Consider the following 17,051-nt stretch of genomic DNA (forward strand, 5'->3'; position numbering starts at 1 on the left):
ATACAATCAAAAAGCCCGGCCATGCCTGGGCCAACGAACCGGCCAGCAGCGTCTGGCTCAATGAAACGGGAGGGATGAATGCTTACACGACGGGCGGTTTCTCGATGGCTTGGCGCCGGGCTCATGGCGGGTGCGACCACGACGGGGTTTGGCCAATCTTTCCCCAGCAAGCCGCTGCACATCATCGTGCCCTATGCGCCGGGCGGCAGCTCGGATCTGATAGCCCGCACCCTCGGTCAGAAGCTGCAAGAAAATCTCGGCCAGCCGGTGATCGTCGACAATCGCCCGGGAGCCAACGGCGCGATCGGCATCGAAGCGATGATCCGAATGCCGGCGGACGGCTATACCTTTGCCGTGATTTCTACCGGCGCGCTAACCGTCAATCCGCATTTCGAGCAACTGCGCTACGATCCGCTGAAGGATCTGACGCCGATCTCCATGGCGGCGATCAGTCCGCTGGTGCTGGCCGTGAATGCGAAGATGACGGTCAATTCGGTCAAGGATCTCATCGCATATGCGAAGGAGCGGCCGGGCTACGTCACCTACAGCATTCCGGGACCGGGAAGCCTGCCGCATCTTGCGGGCGAATTGCTCAAGCGCGAGGCCGGGCTCGATATGCTCGCGATCCCCTATAAGGGCGGCTCGCCCGCTTCGGTCGCGGTCGCGTCGGGCGAGGTGATGGTCGGCATCGTCGATACCGGCGCGGTGCTGCCGCTCGTTCGCTCCGGGATGGTGCGCGCGCTTGCAATGACAGACCCGAAACGCTCGCCCTCCATGCCTGATATTCCGACGGTGTCGGAAGCGGGCGTGCCGGGGTTCAGCGTCAATTCCTGGATCGGCGTCCTGGCGGCGGCGGCCACGCCGCCGGATCTGGTCGCAAAACTCAACGGCGAGATCACCAAGGCGCTGCAGGCTCCCGATGTGCGCGGGCGGTTCGCCGCCGCCGGGCTCGATCCGGCGCCGACAAGCGCGGATGAGATGGGCAGGATCATGCGCGCCGACTTCGCGCAGTGGCAATCATTGATCAAGGCGGCCAACATCAAGGCGCAGTGAAGTGCAATAGGCTGGCGAAAGCCGATGGCCGCCGCATCCGAGGTCGACGGGATCTCTGGTGCGGCGGTCTCTTCTTCGCAATCGTCGCTTCCGTTCCGATGTGGCTGGCGGAATGGAATTGCGCATGGGGTCTGGTTACGGCGGGGCTAACGATCGAGGACGAGCCGGATTTGGGCCGAGTGCGATCAGTTCCTGGAGCCGGCCGTCGCTCGTCAATCGGGACTCGCCGCCTGCGGGATCAGTGCAGCTAAATGCCCGAGGGACATGTCTGAATGCTGCGCGTCGCGGCCATGCTCGGCTGCGCGCAGCATGCAGGGATGTCATTCAACAAACGTTTCCTCGCGCTTGCTTTTGATCGCCGGCAGCACCACCAGAATCATGAGCAAGATCGACATCGCCAGGAAGAACGCGCTCAGCGGGCTATAGAGGAACGTCATCGGGTCGCCGCGCGAGAGCAGCATCGCGCGCCGCAGATATTCCTCCATGATCGGTCCGAGAATGAAACCAAGGATGAGCGGCGCCGGTTCGAACGCCAGCTTGACGCAGGCGTAGCCCAGCAGACCGAAGAGCGCCAGCAACAGGCAATCGAATGCGCTGTTCGACAGGCTGAACACCCCGATGGCGATGAACACCAGGATCGCCGGGAACAGCAGCCGGTAGGGAACACTCAGAAGCCTGATCCACATGCCGATGAGCGGCAGGTTGAGCACGACCAGCATCAGGTTTCCGATCCACATCGAAGCGATGAGGCCCCAGAAGAGCTCCGGCTTCTGCGTCATCACCTGCGGGCCTGGCGCGATGCCCTGGATCATCATCGCCCCGATCATCATCGCCATCACCGCATTGCCGGGAATGCCGAGTGTGAGCATTGGAATGAACGAGGTCTGCGCGCCGGCATTGTTGGCCGATTCCGGCGCCGCGACGCCCTCGATAGCACCCTTGCCGAATTGCTCGGGATGTTTCGAGATCTTCTTTTCGAGCGTGTAGGCGGCAAAGGACGCAAGCAGCGCGCCGCCGCCGGGCAGGATCCCGAGCGCGGAGCCGAGCGCCGTTCCGCGGAGAACCGGCTTCCAGGAGCGCCTCAGATCGTCCTTGGTCGGATAGAGATGGCTGACCTTGTTGACGAAGATCTCTCGCTCCTCCCTTTGCTCGAGATTCAGAATGATCTCGGCGACGCCGAAAATGCCCATGGCCACGATCACGAAGCCGATGCCATCCGACAATTCCGGTATGCCGAATGTGAAGCGCAGCGTGCCGGTCGTGACATCCGTGCCGACGAGGCCGAGCATGAGGCCGAGCAGAGTCATCGCCACGGCTTTGAGCAACGAGCCATTGGCGAGCACCACCGAAGTCACCAGGCCGAGCACGACCAGCGAGAAATATTCCGCAGGCCCAAAGGCCAGCGCCAGTTCCGCGAGCGGGCGCGCTGCGAAGGCAATGACGAGCGTGGCGACGCAGCCGGCGAAGAAGGAGCCGAGCGCGGCGATGGCGAGCGCAGGGCCGGCGCGCCCCCGGCGGGCCATTTGATAGCCGTCGAGACAGGTGACGACCGATGTCGCTTCGCCCGGCAGATTGACGAGGATCGCGGTGGTGGAGCCGCCATATTGCGCGCCGTAATAGATGCCGGCGAGCATGATGAGGGCGCCGGTCGGATCGAGATTGAAGGTGATCGGCAACAGCATCGCGATGGTGGCGAGCGGACCGACGCCGGGAAGGACGCCAATCAATGTGCCGAGCAAGGCGCCGATCAGCGCAAACAGCAAGTTGAGCGGCGATGCCGCGACAGAGAAACCCAACCAAAGATTGCCGACGATATCCATGGCGTCTTCAACCCGCTCAGAATGATGGCCAGACAGGGAACGGCAGGCTCAGCACTTTCACGAAGATGAGCGCCGAGAAGATCGCCATCGCCGCGGCGAGGGATGCGACTTCCTTCCAACGGAATTCGTGGCCGGCAGCGGCGCCGATCAAAACAAGCACGACGATCGCGACGAGCAGCCCGCATGGGCCGACGAGATAACCGAAGCCTGCGATGGCCGCGAGAATGAGGACCAGCGGCCGCCAGTGGAAGCGGCCAATCTGCGGCCCACCGGCTGCCAGCGCGTTGAGGGCGATGATCAGGCCGAGCGATGCCAGCAAGGCGCCGAGGATAACCGGAAAATAGGCCGGTCCCATCCGGACCGCACTTCCTATCGGGTAGTAGATATAGGCCCAGACCGAGCCGAACAGGCCGACCGCAATCAGCAAAAGGCCGGACCAGAGGTCCGCAGACCGCTTCGCCATACTTGTCCCCCCAACATTTTTCTTTTCGGCCGTTATCGGTCCGGTTTGTTTGGGCGGCAGCCGGGTATGGCAGCCTACCGATTGTTGGTATACTACCTTTATATGCGGCTTGGCAAGGCGAGGGCTCGGTCACGGGCGGCGCGCGTCCGGCGGCGCGGCCGCTCGTCCGCAGACGCGGCGCCTCGGACCAGCCTCATCTTTCGAGACTGGTTCAGCCTCGGTGAGATTCGCAAGGAGAGTGCGGGAGCGCGGTTGCGTCAGGAGCGACGCGCGGACTCCACCTGAGAAGGAGGGACGCCGATTGCCACCATGCTCGGATCATGCCCGAGCATGACGCAGGGGCTCATGCCTCAGAGCAACGGATCTGCTGGACGCGCTTGGGCATCTCGCCGACGGCCGGGATGAACTGGCCGGTGCCCGGGTCGAGGATCATCAGCACGCCGGTTGCGACGGCGAAATAGGCGCCGTGCAGGTGCAGCCTGCCCTTGCTCTCCAGGATCTGGACGCAAGGGAAAGTGCGGAGATTGGCGAGCGATTGCTGGATCGAGGCGAGCTCCAGCCGCTGGAGATAGTCGTCGAAGTTCTCGTTGCGGCCGCGCCCGCCAGTGCGTTCGGCGGCCGGGCCGATCAGGGTGATCCATTTCCCGATGAAGTCGCCCGGCGAGAGAGCCTGCTGGCTGTCGTCGGCGAAGGCGCGGATGCCGCCGCAGCGGCCATGGCCGAGCACGACGATATGCCGGACCTTGAGGGCCTGCACGGCATATTCAAGTGCCGCCGAGGTGCCGTGGAGCTGGTCGTCCGGCTGGAAAGGCGGCACGAGATTGGCGATATTGCGGGCGACGAACATCTCGCCCGGACGCGCATCGAAGATGACTTCCGGCGAAACGCGCGAGTCGCAGCAGCCGATCAGCATGATCTTCGGCGTCTGGCCGTGCTCGCCGAGCTCTTCGTATCGGTCCTTTTCGCGGAGGAAACGGTCGTCGAGGAAGGCACGGTAGCCTTCCGTCAGGCGCTGCGGGAATGGCTCTGCAGGCTTGTCCATGGCCCTTCTGGAACAGGAAACCGCGGCTTTCGTCAAGTCGATGTTGCGGCGCGGGATCGGCGAGCCCGCTTAGGTGACCCTGTCGAGGCATGCGGCCAGCGCCGCGGCCAAGGCGGCGGCATCGCCTTGCAGAGCCACGGTTTTCACCCGTGCCGTGGCCCCGCTCGCGATGGAAAGCTGTGATCGGGGCAGCCGCAGCTCGCCGGCCAGCAGCGGGATCAGAGCGGCATTCGCTTCGCCATCCGTCGGGGCGGCGCGGACGCGGGCCTTCAGGACGAGGCGGCCGTCCGCGAGCGCCTCGACGCCATCAAGCGCATCGCGCCCGCCGCGCGGCGTCAGCCTGACGTCGAGGGCGAGGCCCTTCCCCGTTTCGCGCCAAGGCCGGGCGGTCGGCTCGCTCATGAGCCCTCTCTTCCGGAAGGGGCGGCCATGCGCCGCCGCCACATGGACATATGCCTGTCGTCGCCTAGTCTGAGGCGCCGGCCCGTGCGGCATAGCGCTTCCGAGGGCCCGTGCGCAACGGAGACCGAGCCTTGACCGAACCCTGCGATCTCAGCGCCGTCGACGCGCGTGCCCTCATCGGCGCCAAGAAATTGTCCGCCCGCGAACTGCTCGAAAGCTGCATCCGTCGCATGGATGCGGTCGATCCGGCCGTGAATGCGATGGTGGCGCGCGACGACGAGGCGGCGCGCAAGGCGGCGGCCGCCGCGGACGAGGAGACGGCGCGCGGCGGCAAGCTCGGCGCGCTGCACGGCCTGCCCGTCGGCATCAAGGATCTGGAGAACGTCGCGGGCCTGCGCACCACCTATGGCAGCGCGCTCTATCGCGATTTCGTGCCGAAGGAGGACCAGCTGATCGTCGCCTCGGTGCGCAAGGCCGGCGCGATCATTGCCGGCAAGACCAACACGCCGGAATGGGGCGCGGGCGCCAATACGCGCAACGCCGTCTACGGCGCGACCGGCAACCCATTCGATCCCTCGAAGAGCGCAGCCGGCTCCTCCGGCGGCTCGGGCGTCGCACTGGCGACGGGGATGGTGCCGATCGCGACCGGCTCCGACACGGGCGGCTCGCTGCGCAATCCGGCGGCCTTCAACGGCATCGTCGGGTTCCGACCGACGCCGGGGCTGGTGCCGAGCGAGAAGCGGCCCCTCGGCTGGAACCCGCTGCCCGTGCTCGGGCCGATGGCACGCAACGTGCCGGATCTGTGCCTGCTGCTCTCGACCATGGTCTCCGACAACGGCGCCGACCCGCTGGCGACGACGATCCGTGGCAAGACGGTGCGGAGCCCCGAGGATTTTGCCCGGCCCGACGCCATCGATCTCGCCTCGCTCAAGGTCGCGCTGACGCCGGATTTCGGCTTCGCGCCGACCGAGCGCCTGATCCGCGAGAGCTTCGCGGAGAAGACCGGCGCCTTCAGCCATCTCTTCCACGCGGCTGAGGAGGCGACGCCGGACTGCGACGGCTCCGACGAGGTCTTCGAGATCCTGCGGGCGGTCAACTTCCTCGCCAGCCATCTCGACAAGGTGCGCGACACGCCCGAGATGGTCGGGCCGAATGTCCGCGCCAATGTCGAGGAGGGGCTGGGCTATTCCGCCCTCGACGTGACCAGGGCGATGAAGCAGCAGACGGTGATCTATCATCATTGGCAGCGCTTCTTCGAGCGCTACGACGTCATCCTCTCGCCAGCGGTGACGCTGAGCCCGCGGCCCTGGACGGAGCTCTTCCCGGCCGAGATCGACGGCAAGCCGACGCGGACCTATTTCCATTGGCTCGCGCTCGCCTATGCCGTCACCAATGTCGGCCATCCCGCGATCTCGCTGCCGGTCGGGCTCGATCGCAACGGCATGCCCTTCGGCCTCCAGATCGTCGGGCCGCGCGGCGGCGATGCCAAGGTTCTGGCGGTGGCGGCCGCCCTGGAAGCGGCCCTTGCCGGCGACGCGCTGACGGCGCGGCCGGTCCCGGATCTGGCCAGGCTCGCCAAGGCGCGGCCGATCAGCGAGAGCCCGAATTTCATGGGGTTTGCCTGAGCAGGAACGCGCAGAGATTACCAATCAAAAAAGGGGAGAACACAATGAAACGTCGCGATTTTCTCACCGGAACGGCGGCTCTCGCCATTGCCGGCCCGAGCCTGATACGCACTGCTGCCGCGCAGAGCGCCGCGGTTCTCAAGTTCGTGCCTCAGGCGAACCTGACAGCGCTCGACCCGATCTGGACGACGGCGACCGTGACCAACAACCACGGTTATTACGTCTTCGACACGCTCTATGGCGGCGACGAGGACCTGAAGCCGCAGCCGCAGATGGCCGAGGGGCATGAGGTCTCGGCCGACGGCAAGACCTGGCGCATCCGCCTGCGCGAGGGCCTCGCGTTCCATGACGGCGCGCCGGTGAAGCCGGCCGACTGCATCCAGAGCATGAAGCGCTGGTGCCAGCGCGATCCCTACGGGCAGTTGCTCGCCAAGGTGGTCGAAGTCTGGAACGCTCCGGACGAGCGCACCATCGAGATCAAGCTGACCCGGCCCTTCCCGATGATGCTCGACCTGCTCTCGAAAGCGGACAATCCGCCCTTCATCATGCCGGAACGTCTGGCGCAGACCGACGCGACCAAGCAGGTGACGGAGATGACCGGCTCCGGCCCCTACAAGTTCGTCGCCGGCGAATTCGTCACCGGCAGCCGCGCGGTCTATGAGAAATTCGACGGTTACAAGCCGCGCAGCGAACCGCCGAGCCGCAATGCCGGCGGCAAGGTCGCGAACTTCAAGCGGATCGAATGGCACATCCTGCCCGACCCGGCGACGGCAGCGGCGGCGCTGACCACCGGCGAAGTCGACTGGTGGGAGCGCCCGCTCGCCGACCTGCAGCCGATGCTGGCCCAGAGCCCGGACATCAAGCGCGAGGTCATCGACAAGGCCGGCCGCGGCGCCATCATCCGGCTCAACCATCTCCAGCCCCCCTTCAACAATCCGAAGGTGCGTGCCGCCGTCCGCATGGCGGTGAAGCAGGAGGATTACATGCGCGCCGCCCAGGGCGACGACACCTCGATGTGGCAGGTCTGCCGCAATCTCTGGTGGCGTGGCACGCCGTACTATACCGGCGAGCAGGAAGACCTGATGCCGGGCAGCATAGAGAAGGCCAAGGCCGCCCTCAAGGAATCCGGTTACAAGGGCGAGAAGGTCGTCATCATCAACCCGACCGACTTCCCCGATATCGGCCCTCTCGGCGAAGTGACCTACGAGCTGCTCAAGCAGCTCGGGATGAATGTCGAGATGGCGGCGAGCGACTGGGGCACGGTGATCCAGCGCCGCAACAGCCGCGAGCCTGTCGAGAAGGGCGGGTGGAGCATCTTCCACACCACCGGCTCGGCCGTCGGTTGGGGCAATCCGGCGCTGTCCAACCTCGTGCGCGGCCAGGGCGAGAAGGGCTGGTTCGGCTGGTGGACGAGCGACAAGGCCGAGGGCTTGGCCGAGCAATGGCTCTACGCGCCCGACGAAGCCGCCCAGAAGAAGGTGGCTGCCGAACTCGGCCGGCTGGCGCTGGAGGAGTGCGCGACCATTCCGCTCGGCCAGTTCGTGATCCGCACGGCCTATCGCAAGAACCTGACCGGCATGCTGCCGGGCTCGGCGCCCTATCCCTGGGGGCTGAAGCGGGTCTGAGACCGCACGTCAACGCTGCTGCGGCGGTCGACTGACGGCGTTTTCTGCGCTTCCGGTGCTCGCGTACTGATGTACGCTCCGCTCCGGTTCTCGAAAACACCGCCATTCGACTCCCCCGCAGCGCGTCGCCAAACAATCTCCACGGGGTTGATTGCAGGGAGCGGGAGTAATCCCGCCCCTTAATCTTCCGATGAGTGCCGGGCAGCGACAGCGGCAGACCACGGCGAGGCGGCGTCGCTCGACCCCTCCGCGCCGTCGCGGTCGACGCGGATGAAGTTCGGGCAGGCGAAGTTGATCGGCATGACAGCGTGTTCGGCCAGCGTCGTCGGGCCAACCTGTTCCAGAGCGGCCAGCGCCTCGGCCGGCAGCCGCAGATCGGCAGTGGCGGAATCCGGGCCGGAGACGTCGATGCGCGGCTGATGCGCCGTTTCCTCGGTCCCCATGCCGAAATCGAGCTGCCAGGCCAGGGTCTGGTAGACGCTGGCGAGGATGCGCCGCCCGCCCGAGGAGCCGGCCGCCAGGCGCGGCCAGCCGCCATCCCGCGGCGTCACCACGACCGGGCACATGTTGCAGAGCGGGCGAGCGCCGGGAGCGATCGCGTTGGCGCTGCCCGGCCGCGGGTCGAACCACATCATGCCGTTGTTCATCAGCACGCCGGTCGAGGGCAGCACGACGCGGCTGCCCATCGAGGAAAGCAGGGTGGTGGTGACGGTGACGAGATTGCCTTCGCCATCGACCACGGTGAGGTGGGTTGTACAGGTGTCGCCCGGCTCCTTCGCGGCGGTCGCGGCGCCGAGGCCGTCGAGGCGTTCGCGATAGGCCTGCCGCATGACGCGCGAAAGCTGGGCGAACCAACTGGCCGTGGGACCTTCGCCGTCGATCGGCGCATCGGTCATGCCGGCGATGACGCGCTCCAGCGTCGGAGCGGCAGTGAGGCCGCCGGCGGTGTGGACGAGGTGGCTGCCGCGCCAGTCGATCGTCGGCGCGGGACGCAGCTGTGCGACGCAGCCGGCGAGATCCTGTTCGTCCACGACGCCGCCAGCCGCTGCGATATCGGCCGCAAGACGGCGGGCGACGTCGCCACGGTAGAAGTCGTCGAGGCCGGCCTCGGCCAGCCGCTCGAGCGTGCCGGGCAGCCGGCCCAGGGTCATGAAACCGGGCGTGCCCTGGTAGGGCGGCACGGGCGGCAGTCCGCCGGGCAGATAGATTCGCGCGCTCTCCTCATAGAGCCGCAGGACCGAAGCCGAGGAGGCGATCTTCAGCGTGGTGTACCAATCGGCCGGCAGGCCGCGCCTAGCGAGCGCGATGGCCGGTGCGAGGATGTCCGCGAGCGGCAGCTTTGAGCCGAAGGCTTCCTTGAGCTTCGCATAGCCCGCGACGGAGGAGGGCGTGACGAAGGAGAGGGGCCCGTGGATGTTGCGGTCGCCGACGACCTCGGGCCAGGTGAAGAGGTCCTTCTTCATCTCGCCCGTAAGCGGGTAATCGGCAGGATCGGCGCGGCGCGGGGCGACCGGCCCGAAATCGACGACCTGCGCCCGGCTCTCGCCTGCCTTGAGCACGACCGCGAAGCCGATGCCGCCCAGGCCGCTGTTCCAGGGCTCTACCGCGGCCAGCGCGAAGCATGCCGCGACTGCGGCGTCGGCGGCGTTTCCGCCCTGCTCCAGGATCGCGGTTCCCGCTTCGGCGGCCTCGCGGCTCTGCGAGACGACGATACCGTGCTTGCCGCGGGCGGCAGGCTTGGTCAGAAGCCAGTTCTGGCTGCGAAAGGGGCGGGCGGCTGCGGCCATGCTGGCGACCTCGGGCGATTGCAGAGGCCGCCATACTGCATACGGCTCACGGCAACGTCGAATGCGTCGTCGCGGCCGGAGAGCCGCGCCGCATGCAGGACGGACGCCGTCAGAACACGTTGGGGTAGATGTAGCGGACGATGACGCTCTGGATGAAGTAGATGATCAGCAGCAGAATGATCGGCGAGATATCGATGCCGCCGAGATTGGGCAGCATGTTGCGGATCGGGCGCAGGGCCGGTTCGGTGACGCGATAGAGCGAATCCCAGACGGTGGAGACGAACTGGTTGCGCGTGTTGATGACATTGAAGGCGATCAGCCAGCTCAGCACCGCCGAGGCGATCAGAAGCCACACATAGATCTGCAGAGCGAGCAGAACCACGTCTAGAACGGCGCGCATCGATCTTCCCTTTTAGCCTGACTGGAGAGGGTTCGCGGAATATCCCCTGCTCGCGCCAAATCAGATGGCGGAAGTGATTGACATCCACGCGGCGCACGGCCTAGAAGGCCAGCGCCTTGGGGCTGTAGCTCAGATGGGAGAGCGCTGCAATCGCACTGCAGAGGTCAGGGGTTCGAATCCCCTCAGCTCCACCAAGGCCATCCTTAAAAACAACTTGGCAGATTCAACGACTTAGTTGAGGCCATGGCTTCGTCTTGCTCCTGGCGATACCCTGGGCGTGCCAAAAGATCGCGATGAGCCCCGGAGCCTACCGGGGATCGCCCCTTTGCCGGCAGCCGCGGCCCGCAGCCACTGGCCAGGCAAGCCGGCCGCTCAGGATTTCGGTCCAACGCCGATGATGCAGCGTTTCCATGTTTCGCGCGCATCTGCTTGGGATGTTCGCTGCGGAGGGCTGCACCGCGGCGCTCGTCGGCAAAAGGCGGCTGGACTTAGCCTCCCTGAGCTTCTCCCCAGCCGGCGGCCGCCATGGCCGCCGCGGCGACCAGACGTTAGACTGAGGTCGGCCATGCAATGGGACGAGGCCGAATTGATGCGAATGCGCCGTCGCAGCGGCGTCAGAGAACAGGGTCGTATCTCGTGGACCGCTTCGATGCCATGCAGATCCTGCTCGCGGTGGTCGACGCCGGCAGCTTGTCGGCGGGCAGCCGCAAGCTGAACGCGCCGTTGCCAAGCGTCAGCCGCAAAGTCGCAGAGCTCGAGCGCCATCTCGGCACGCGCCTTCTCGTCCGGACAAGCCGCAACATCCAGCTCACCGACGCAGGCCGCGACTATGTCGATGCGGCGCGCCAGATCAAGGCGCAGATCGAGGATGCGGAACTGCGTGCCTCGGGTGAATATGACAAGCCCCGAGGCGTCCTGACGATCACGGTGCCGATCGCATTCGGGCACGATCATGTGCTGCCGCTCGCCTATGACTTCCTGTGCGAGCACCCGGAGATCGCGCTGAACGTGCTGTCCGTCGATCGTGTCGTGAGCCTCGTTGACGAGCATGTCGACATCGGCATCCGGCTCGGCGAGCTCGCCGATAGTTCGCTTCATGCGGTGAAGGTCGGCGCGTTCGGCTTCGTGACCTGCGCCAGCCCGGCCTATCTGGCGCGCAAGGGCCATCCGTCGAGCCCGGAGGAACTCGATGGTCATGACGGCGTCGTTTTCGGGCAGATCGTCGAGCCGGGCTGGATCTACCAGCAAGACGGCCAGAGGCTTGAAGGCAAGCCGAACATCCGGATGCGCGCGAACACGGCGGCGGCGACCGTCACGGCTGCCCTGCATGGGGTCGGAATCATCCGCGCCCCGCAATATCAGGTCGCCAGGCAGGTGCAGTCGGGCGCCCTGGTCGCCCTGTTCAAGACTTATGAGAGCCAGTCTTTCCCGGTACACCTCATCTATGCCCGCCAGGGGCTGCTGCCGCTGAAAGTGCGCGTGTTCATCGACTGGATGGCGCCACGGCTGAGACGTGCCTTGAAGGATCTCGCGGCATGCGGCACCGCGGAGGACCAGGCGCGGGAATAGTAGCCTTCCATCGGCATCGGCCGGCGCATATCGGCCCCTGAGAGCCTGCCTATCGATTTGACCGTCTGCAGGCGAACCGAGGTCTCCACTAGGTATCGGGCACCCCGAATACCGGAACAGGAGACTTCAACATGTCTGCCAAGACTCTCTTCGCCGCCCATGTCCACACCGTCGGAGGCCGCGAGGGCTGGGCCAAGAGCTCGGACGGCCAGCTCGACGTCAAGCTGTCGGTGCCCGGCTCCAACCGGCCCGGCACCAACCCCGAGCAGCTCTTCGCGGCCGGCTGGTCCGCCTGCTTCGAAGGTGCGCTCGGGCATGCAGCCAGGGAGCTGGGCGTCAGGCTTCCGCCCGAGACCGCAGTTGATGCCGAGGTGAAGCTCTCGCTCGACGACGCAGAGGGTTACTTCCTGGCTGCCCGGCTGAACGTCACCATCCCCGGCCTTGCCGAGGACGTCGCGCAGCAGCTCGTCGACCGCGCCCATGCGACCTGCCCGTATTCGAAGATGACCCGCAACGGAATCGACGCGAGCGTCGCACTCGCGGTCGCTGCGTAGGTCAAGCCGGGGTTCGCGGCCCCCGACAACTTCCGCCTCCGACACGTCAGGGGCGGAAGAGGGCCGCGACCCGATTTTCCGCATTCGCCAATCTGAAAGGGCCGGGCCATGAGCCAACACCAGACGGTTTTCGCAATCGAGAGGCCGCTTCCCGCGGGCGAAGCCGCGCCCGGCATGAAGATGCCGCAGGAGCCGGTTCCCCCGGCGCACACCGCACCGGACGAGACACCGCAGCCGGCCCGCCAGCGCCGGCTGCGGCCGCTTCTGTTCGCGGGCGTCGCGCTCGCCGCCCTGGCGGGCACGGCCGATTTCGGCTGGCGCTACTGGACGACGGGGCGTTTCGAGGTCTCCACGGACGATGCCTATGTGAAGGCCGACAGCACGACGATCGCACCGAAGATCTCCGGCTATGTCGCGGCCGTGCTGGTACGCGACAACGAGGCGGTGCGGGCTGGGCAGCTCCTCGCCCGCATCGACGACCGCGACTTCAAGGTCAGCCTGGCACAGGCCAGCGCGCAGGTCGAGGCGGCACAAGCCAACATCGCCAACAAGCACGCCGCGCTCACCGCCCAGTTCTCCGCAATCGACGCCGCGAAGGCGACGCTGGAAGCCGACAAGGCCACCCAGACCTTCGCCGAGCAGGACGACCAGCGCTACGCCCAATTGGCGAAGACCGGCTACGGCAGCATCCAGAACACGCAGCTCGCGACTTCGCGCATCGGCGTGGCCCGTGCGGCGGTGACGCGCGACATGGCAGCCCTCGCCAGCGCGACCACCCAGCTCGACGTGATCAAGGCCGAGCTCGCCCAGGCACAGGCGGCACTCGACAGCGCCAGGGCCGCGCAGGATCAGGCCGAGCTGAACCTGTCCTACACGGCGCTCGTCGCGCCGGTCGACGGCGTCGTCGGCAACCGCACCTTGCGCGTCGGCCAATATGTCCAGGCAGGGACGCAGCTCATGGCCGTCGTGCCGACGGAGGCCGCCTATATCGTGGCCAATTACAAGGAGACGCAACTCGCCGGGGTCCAGGCCGGACAGAAGGTGACGATCGCAATCGACACTTTCCCCGGCCGGGTCTTCCAGGGCCATGTCGACAGCCTCTCGCCCGCCAGCGGCCAGGAATTTGCGCTGCTGCCGCCCGACAACGCCACCGGCAATTTCACGAAGGTGGTGCAGCGCATCCCCGTGAAGATCGTGCTCGACCACGCAGGAGCGCTGCCCGTCGTGCTGCGAACGGGCATGTCTGTCTATCCGACGATCGACACGAGGTTCGCGGCGACCAAGGCGGCAACGGCTTCAATGAGCATCGAGTGAGTGCGTCCAGACGCCCGTCTTCCCAGCCGGGACACGGCAGGAGGGAATGATGCCCACCATGACACCGACGATTTCACCCGCCTCTCGCGATACCGCTACGGCGGCAGCCTCGCCCGAGAAGGCCAGCTCCGCCGCCTGGATCGCGGTGGGCGCCGGCATGATCGGCGCCTTCATGGCGATCCTCAACATCCAGATCACCAATGCCTCGCTTCTCGACATCGAAGGGGGCATCGGTACCGGCGTCGATAACGGCGCCTGGATCTCGACCTCCTATCTCATCGGCGAGATCGTGGTGATCCCGCTCACCGACTATCTGAGCCGCGTCTTTTCGTTCCGCCGCTACATCCTGGCCAACGCCATCCTGTTCCCGATCTTTTCGGCAGCCTGCGCCTTCGCCCATGATCTCGGCACGATGATCGTGCTGCGCGGCCTGCAGGGTATTGCGGGCGGCGTGCTGATCCCGATGGCCTTCACCATGGTGCTGACCAAGCTGCCCAAGCCGCAGCAGCCTTTCGGGCTCGCGCTCTTCGCGCTGTCGGTCACCTTCGCGCCCGCGATCGGCCCGACCATCGGCGGCTACCTGACCGAGAACTATGGCTGGCAGTCGATATTCTTCGTCAATGCGCCGCCCAGCATCGCCATGGCCGTCGCGCTCTTCTTCACGCTGGAGAAGAAGCCGATGCAGCTCGCTTTGCTCCGCGAGGGCGATTGGGTGGGCATCGTTACCATGGCGATCGGTCTCTCGGCGCTGCAGACCGTGCTCGAGGAAGGCAATAAGGACGATTGGTTCCAGTCCCCCTTCATCGTCAAGCTAGCGGTCATCGCGGCGATCTTCCTGGCCGCCTTCATCGTCATCGAACTGACCGTCGCGAAGCCCCTGGTGCAGCTTCGCCTCCTGAAGCAGCGCAATTTCGGCATCGGCGTTTTGGTCAATGTGCTGGTCGGCGTCGCGCTCTTCGGCACCGTCTACATCCTGCCGCAGTATCTCGGCCAGGTGCAGCGCTACAATGCCCAGCAGATCGGCCTCGTGCTGGCCTGGACCGGCCTGCCGCAACTGCTCATCATCCTGCTCGTCCCGCTCCTGATGAAGCGGTTCGGCGCGCGCCAGGTCGGCTTCGTCGGTATCAGCATCTTTGCTGCAAGCTGCTTCATGAACGTCACCCTGTCGCTCGACAGTGCCGGCGATCAGTTTTTCGTGCCCAATATCGTGCGCGCCGTCGGTCAGGCGCTGGTGCTGACGCCGATCACGCTCATCACCACCGCGGGCATCGCGCCCGGCGAGGCGGCCGCGGCGTCAGGCCTCTCGAACATGCTGCGCAATCTCGGCGGCGCGGTCGGCACGGCGACGCTGGGAACCGTGCTCAGCAAGCGCGAGCAGTTTCACTCCAACATCATCGGCCAGTCCGTCACGCTCTATCGCGAGGAGGTGCGCGACAGGATCGACCATCTGACGCAGTATTTCGTGGCGCATGGCGTGAGCGATATCGCGCTCGCTAAGCAGAAGGCGATTGCCGCGATCGGCGCGAGCGTGCACCGCCAGGCGCTCATTCTCGGCTTCAGCGACACCTTCGCGGTGATCGGCGTGGTGCTCGCGCTGGCGGCCGTCGCGCTGCTTTTCACGCGGAAGGTCGACCTCGGCGGCGGAGGCGGGGGCGCGCATTGACCGCCCTGCGGCGGGCCGGCGAAAGCGGCTGTTCAGCCCGCCGGCCTGCGATACACAACCAGTCGGGCGGTGAGGATCTGCAGAACCTCGCCGCGCTGGTTGAGCGTCCTGCTGACGATGGTGGCGATGGCGCGATCGGGGCGCGAACGGGAGGGGACGACGTTTTTCACCTCGCTTTCGACATGGAGGATGTCGCCCGGCCGCGTCGGAGCCGGCCATTGGATCTCCCCGCCCGCGCCGATGATGCCATTGGCGAGCGGCAGGCCCGACTCGACATTCAGCCGCATGGTGATCGCGGCTGTGTGCCAGCCGCTGGCCGCGAGGCCGCCGAACAGCGTCTTCTCGGCGGCCTGCCCGTCGAGATGGAAGGGCTGGGGATCGAACGCCCTGGCGAAGGCCTTGATCTGCTCCTCGTCGAGCTCATGGGAAGCGCTGACGAAGGTCTGCCCGGGTTCGAGATCGTCGAGATAGAACTGCTTCACGTCGCGCCCTCCCATGCCATGTCGCCCGTCCAAAGGCCGCAGCGCTGCCGACCCTGCACCCGGCAGGCAGCTTGCGTCAGCATACGGGCAATCACCAGCGCGACGCACCTTGCGGGGCGCCGCGCCGGAAAATGGATGAGGCGACCGCTCAGGCGAGGTAGCCGGAGACGCCGTCCCACAAGAGCTTCAAGGCCGTCACGGCCAGCAGAGCATAACAGGCGCGGTAGACCTGGCGCTGATCCAATGCGCCATGCAGCCGCCAGCCCGACCACACGCCCGCGGGGATGGCGAACAGGCAGATCGCCATCAGCATCCAGGTGCCGGCCGCCGGCTGCACCAGCAGCAGCCACGGCACCAGCTTGGTGGCGTTCCCGACAGTGAAGAACAAACTCGTCGTGCCCGCATAGATCTCCTTGGTAAGGCCGAGAGGCAGCAGATACATCGCCAGAGGCGGACCGCCCGAATGCGCCACCATCGTGGTGACGCCGGAGGTGAGGCCGGCGGCGATCGCCTTGGGCGTGGAGCGAGGCCGGTGTGTGACTTCTCCGCCCCGCAGGAGCCAAAGCCCGACGAAGACCAGCGTGATTGCGGCCATCATGATCGCGATGGCCCGATGATCGAGGGCGCGGAACAGCAGATAGCCGAATCCGACGCCGGTCACGAGTCCCGGCAGGAGCAGCCTGAGATCCGGCCTCGACCAGGTCGAGGGCTTCCAGTACCGCAACGCGTAAAGGTCCATCGCGATGAACAGGGGCGCAAGCAGGCCGCCTGCGGTGACCGGATCCATCACCGTCGACAGGAGCGGAATGCCGACGATGGCGAAGCCGCCACCGAAGGCGCCTCTCATGAAGCTGATCAGGAAAACGCCGGCAAAGGCGACCAGAACGGTGGCGAGCGTCAGTTCCATGTCGCAGCCTCCGCATCGGTCGCGCGCCGGCGAGCGCCGACGCACGCATTCCGGGACATGAGGATGGGCATCGTCACCTCCGCGGCCAATCGGGAATGGAGATGTCGAGGCCGCGGATCGCAGGCTCGATCTGGCCGCGGGTGAGGCCGATGTCGAGCAGCTCGGAATCGCTGAACTCGCGAAGCCGCGCGAGGGCCTCGCGGCGGGCGAAATAGCGTTCGATGCCGCGGCGGCAGACCTCGAACAGCCGGAAAGCGCGGCCGGAGCCGTCGGTCACGTCAGGCCGGTCGATCGCGGAAAGGAGCATAGCCATGTCCAATCTCCTGCTACTTACTCCGGGCAAAG

At 66.2% G+C, this 17,051-nt stretch carries 16 protein-coding genes and 1 tRNA gene; 8 read left to right on the plus strand and 9 right to left on the minus strand.

All coding sequences use genetic code 11. The features are described 5' to 3' along the window. Positions 1–78 precede the first annotated feature (78 nt). Positions 79–1,053 (plus strand): Bug family tripartite tricarboxylate transporter substrate binding protein, encoded by a 975-nt coding sequence (locus AB4Z16_RS12830; protein ID WP_441511733.1) that lies wholly within the window; start codon positions 79–81, stop codon positions 1,051–1,053. Positions 1,054–1,373: 320 nt separating this feature from the next. Here AB4Z16_RS12830 and AB4Z16_RS12835 read toward each other — a convergent pair whose 3' ends face one another. The 4 genes from AB4Z16_RS12835 to AB4Z16_RS12850 form a co-directional block, all read right to left on the minus strand. Beyond that, complete coding sequence (locus tag AB4Z16_RS12835) at positions 1,374–2,873, minus strand: tripartite tricarboxylate transporter permease (RefSeq protein ID WP_441511734.1); 1,500 nt, start codon at positions 2,871–2,873, stop codon at positions 1,374–1,376. Positions 2,874–2,889: 16 nt separating this feature from the next. Next, positions 2,890–3,336 carry a tripartite tricarboxylate transporter TctB family protein gene (locus AB4Z16_RS12840; protein ID WP_441511735.1) on the minus strand — a complete coding sequence of 149 codons (447 nt, stop codon included), beginning with the start codon at positions 3,334–3,336 and terminating at the stop codon, positions 2,890–2,892. 343 nt (positions 3,337–3,679) lie between these two features. After that, positions 3,680–4,378, minus strand: a complete 699-nt coding sequence (locus tag AB4Z16_RS12845) for a carbonic anhydrase (protein WP_441511736.1) — start codon at positions 4,376–4,378, stop codon at positions 3,680–3,682. Positions 4,379–4,447: 69 nt separating this feature from the next. Further along, complete coding sequence (locus tag AB4Z16_RS12850) at positions 4,448–4,780, minus strand: DUF167 family protein (protein WP_441511737.1); 333 nt, start codon at positions 4,778–4,780, stop codon at positions 4,448–4,450. A gap of 131 nt (positions 4,781–4,911) precedes the next feature. On the opposite strand from AB4Z16_RS12850, the gene AB4Z16_RS12855 reads away from it, so the two are divergent. Together AB4Z16_RS12855 and AB4Z16_RS12860 are read left to right on the plus strand one after the other, a co-directional pair. Continuing rightward, complete coding sequence (locus AB4Z16_RS12855; RefSeq protein WP_441511738.1) at positions 4,912–6,405, plus strand: amidase; 1,494 nt, start codon at positions 4,912–4,914, stop codon at positions 6,403–6,405. Positions 6,406–6,449: 44 nt separating this feature from the next. Then, positions 6,450–8,030, plus strand: a complete 1,581-nt coding sequence (locus tag AB4Z16_RS12860; RefSeq protein WP_441511739.1) for an ABC transporter substrate-binding protein — start codon at positions 6,450–6,452, stop codon at positions 8,028–8,030. 179 nt (positions 8,031–8,209) lie between these two features. On the opposite strand, the gene AB4Z16_RS12865 is transcribed toward AB4Z16_RS12860, so the two are convergent. Together AB4Z16_RS12865 and AB4Z16_RS12870 are read right to left on the minus strand one after the other, a co-directional pair. Continuing rightward, positions 8,210–9,817: a gamma-glutamyltransferase gene (locus tag AB4Z16_RS12865; RefSeq protein WP_441511740.1), complete on the minus strand. Its 1,608-nt coding sequence runs from the start codon at positions 9,815–9,817 to the stop codon at positions 8,210–8,212. 109 nt (positions 9,818–9,926) lie between these two features. Further along, entirely contained in the window at positions 9,927–10,217 is a 291-nt protein-coding gene (locus AB4Z16_RS12870) for a YggT family protein (protein ID WP_441511741.1), read from the minus strand. A gap of 118 nt (positions 10,218–10,335) precedes the next feature. On the opposite strand from AB4Z16_RS12870, the gene AB4Z16_RS12875 reads away from it, so the two are divergent. From AB4Z16_RS12875 to AB4Z16_RS12895, 5 genes are all read left to right on the plus strand, one after another. Then, positions 10,336–10,411, plus strand: a tRNA-Ala gene (locus AB4Z16_RS12875). Positions 10,412–10,853: 442 nt separating this feature from the next. After that, the gene (locus tag AB4Z16_RS12880; protein WP_441511742.1) at positions 10,854–11,786 is read left to right on the plus strand and encodes a LysR family transcriptional regulator; all 933 of its coding nucleotides are present in this window, start codon (positions 10,854–10,856) and stop codon (positions 11,784–11,786) included. Positions 11,787–11,917: 131 nt separating this feature from the next. Continuing rightward, positions 11,918–12,340: an organic hydroperoxide resistance protein gene (locus AB4Z16_RS12885; RefSeq protein ID WP_441511743.1), complete on the plus strand. Its 423-nt coding sequence runs from the start codon at positions 11,918–11,920 to the stop codon at positions 12,338–12,340. A 108-nt stretch (positions 12,341–12,448) separates the two neighbouring features. After that, positions 12,449–13,654, plus strand: coding sequence for an HlyD family secretion protein (locus AB4Z16_RS12890; protein ID WP_441511744.1), 1,206 nt, complete (start codon positions 12,449–12,451; stop codon positions 13,652–13,654). 58 nt (positions 13,655–13,712) lie between these two features. Further along, the gene (locus AB4Z16_RS12895; RefSeq protein WP_441511745.1) at positions 13,713–15,317 is read left to right on the plus strand and encodes a DHA2 family efflux MFS transporter permease subunit; all 1,605 of its coding nucleotides are present in this window, start codon (positions 13,713–13,715) and stop codon (positions 15,315–15,317) included. A gap of 32 nt (positions 15,318–15,349) precedes the next feature. Here AB4Z16_RS12895 and AB4Z16_RS12900 read toward each other — a convergent pair whose 3' ends face one another. The 3 genes from AB4Z16_RS12900 to AB4Z16_RS12910 form a co-directional block, all read right to left on the minus strand. Further along, positions 15,350–15,799, minus strand: coding sequence for a MaoC family dehydratase (locus AB4Z16_RS12900; RefSeq protein WP_441511746.1), 450 nt, complete (start codon positions 15,797–15,799; stop codon positions 15,350–15,352). A 148-nt stretch (positions 15,800–15,947) separates the two neighbouring features. Continuing rightward, complete coding sequence (locus AB4Z16_RS12905) at positions 15,948–16,706, minus strand: sulfite exporter TauE/SafE family protein (protein ID WP_441511747.1); 759 nt, start codon at positions 16,704–16,706, stop codon at positions 15,948–15,950. A gap of 73 nt (positions 16,707–16,779) precedes the next feature. Beyond that, a complete protein-coding gene (locus AB4Z16_RS12910) occupies positions 16,780–17,019 on the minus strand; it encodes a YjiS-like domain-containing protein (protein WP_441511748.1) in 240 nt (79 codons plus the stop codon). Positions 17,020–17,051 lie beyond the last annotated feature (32 nt).

The organism is Allobosea sp. TAF32, assembly GCF_052113585.1.
Lineage (GTDB): Bacteria > Pseudomonadota > Alphaproteobacteria > Rhizobiales > Beijerinckiaceae > Allobosea.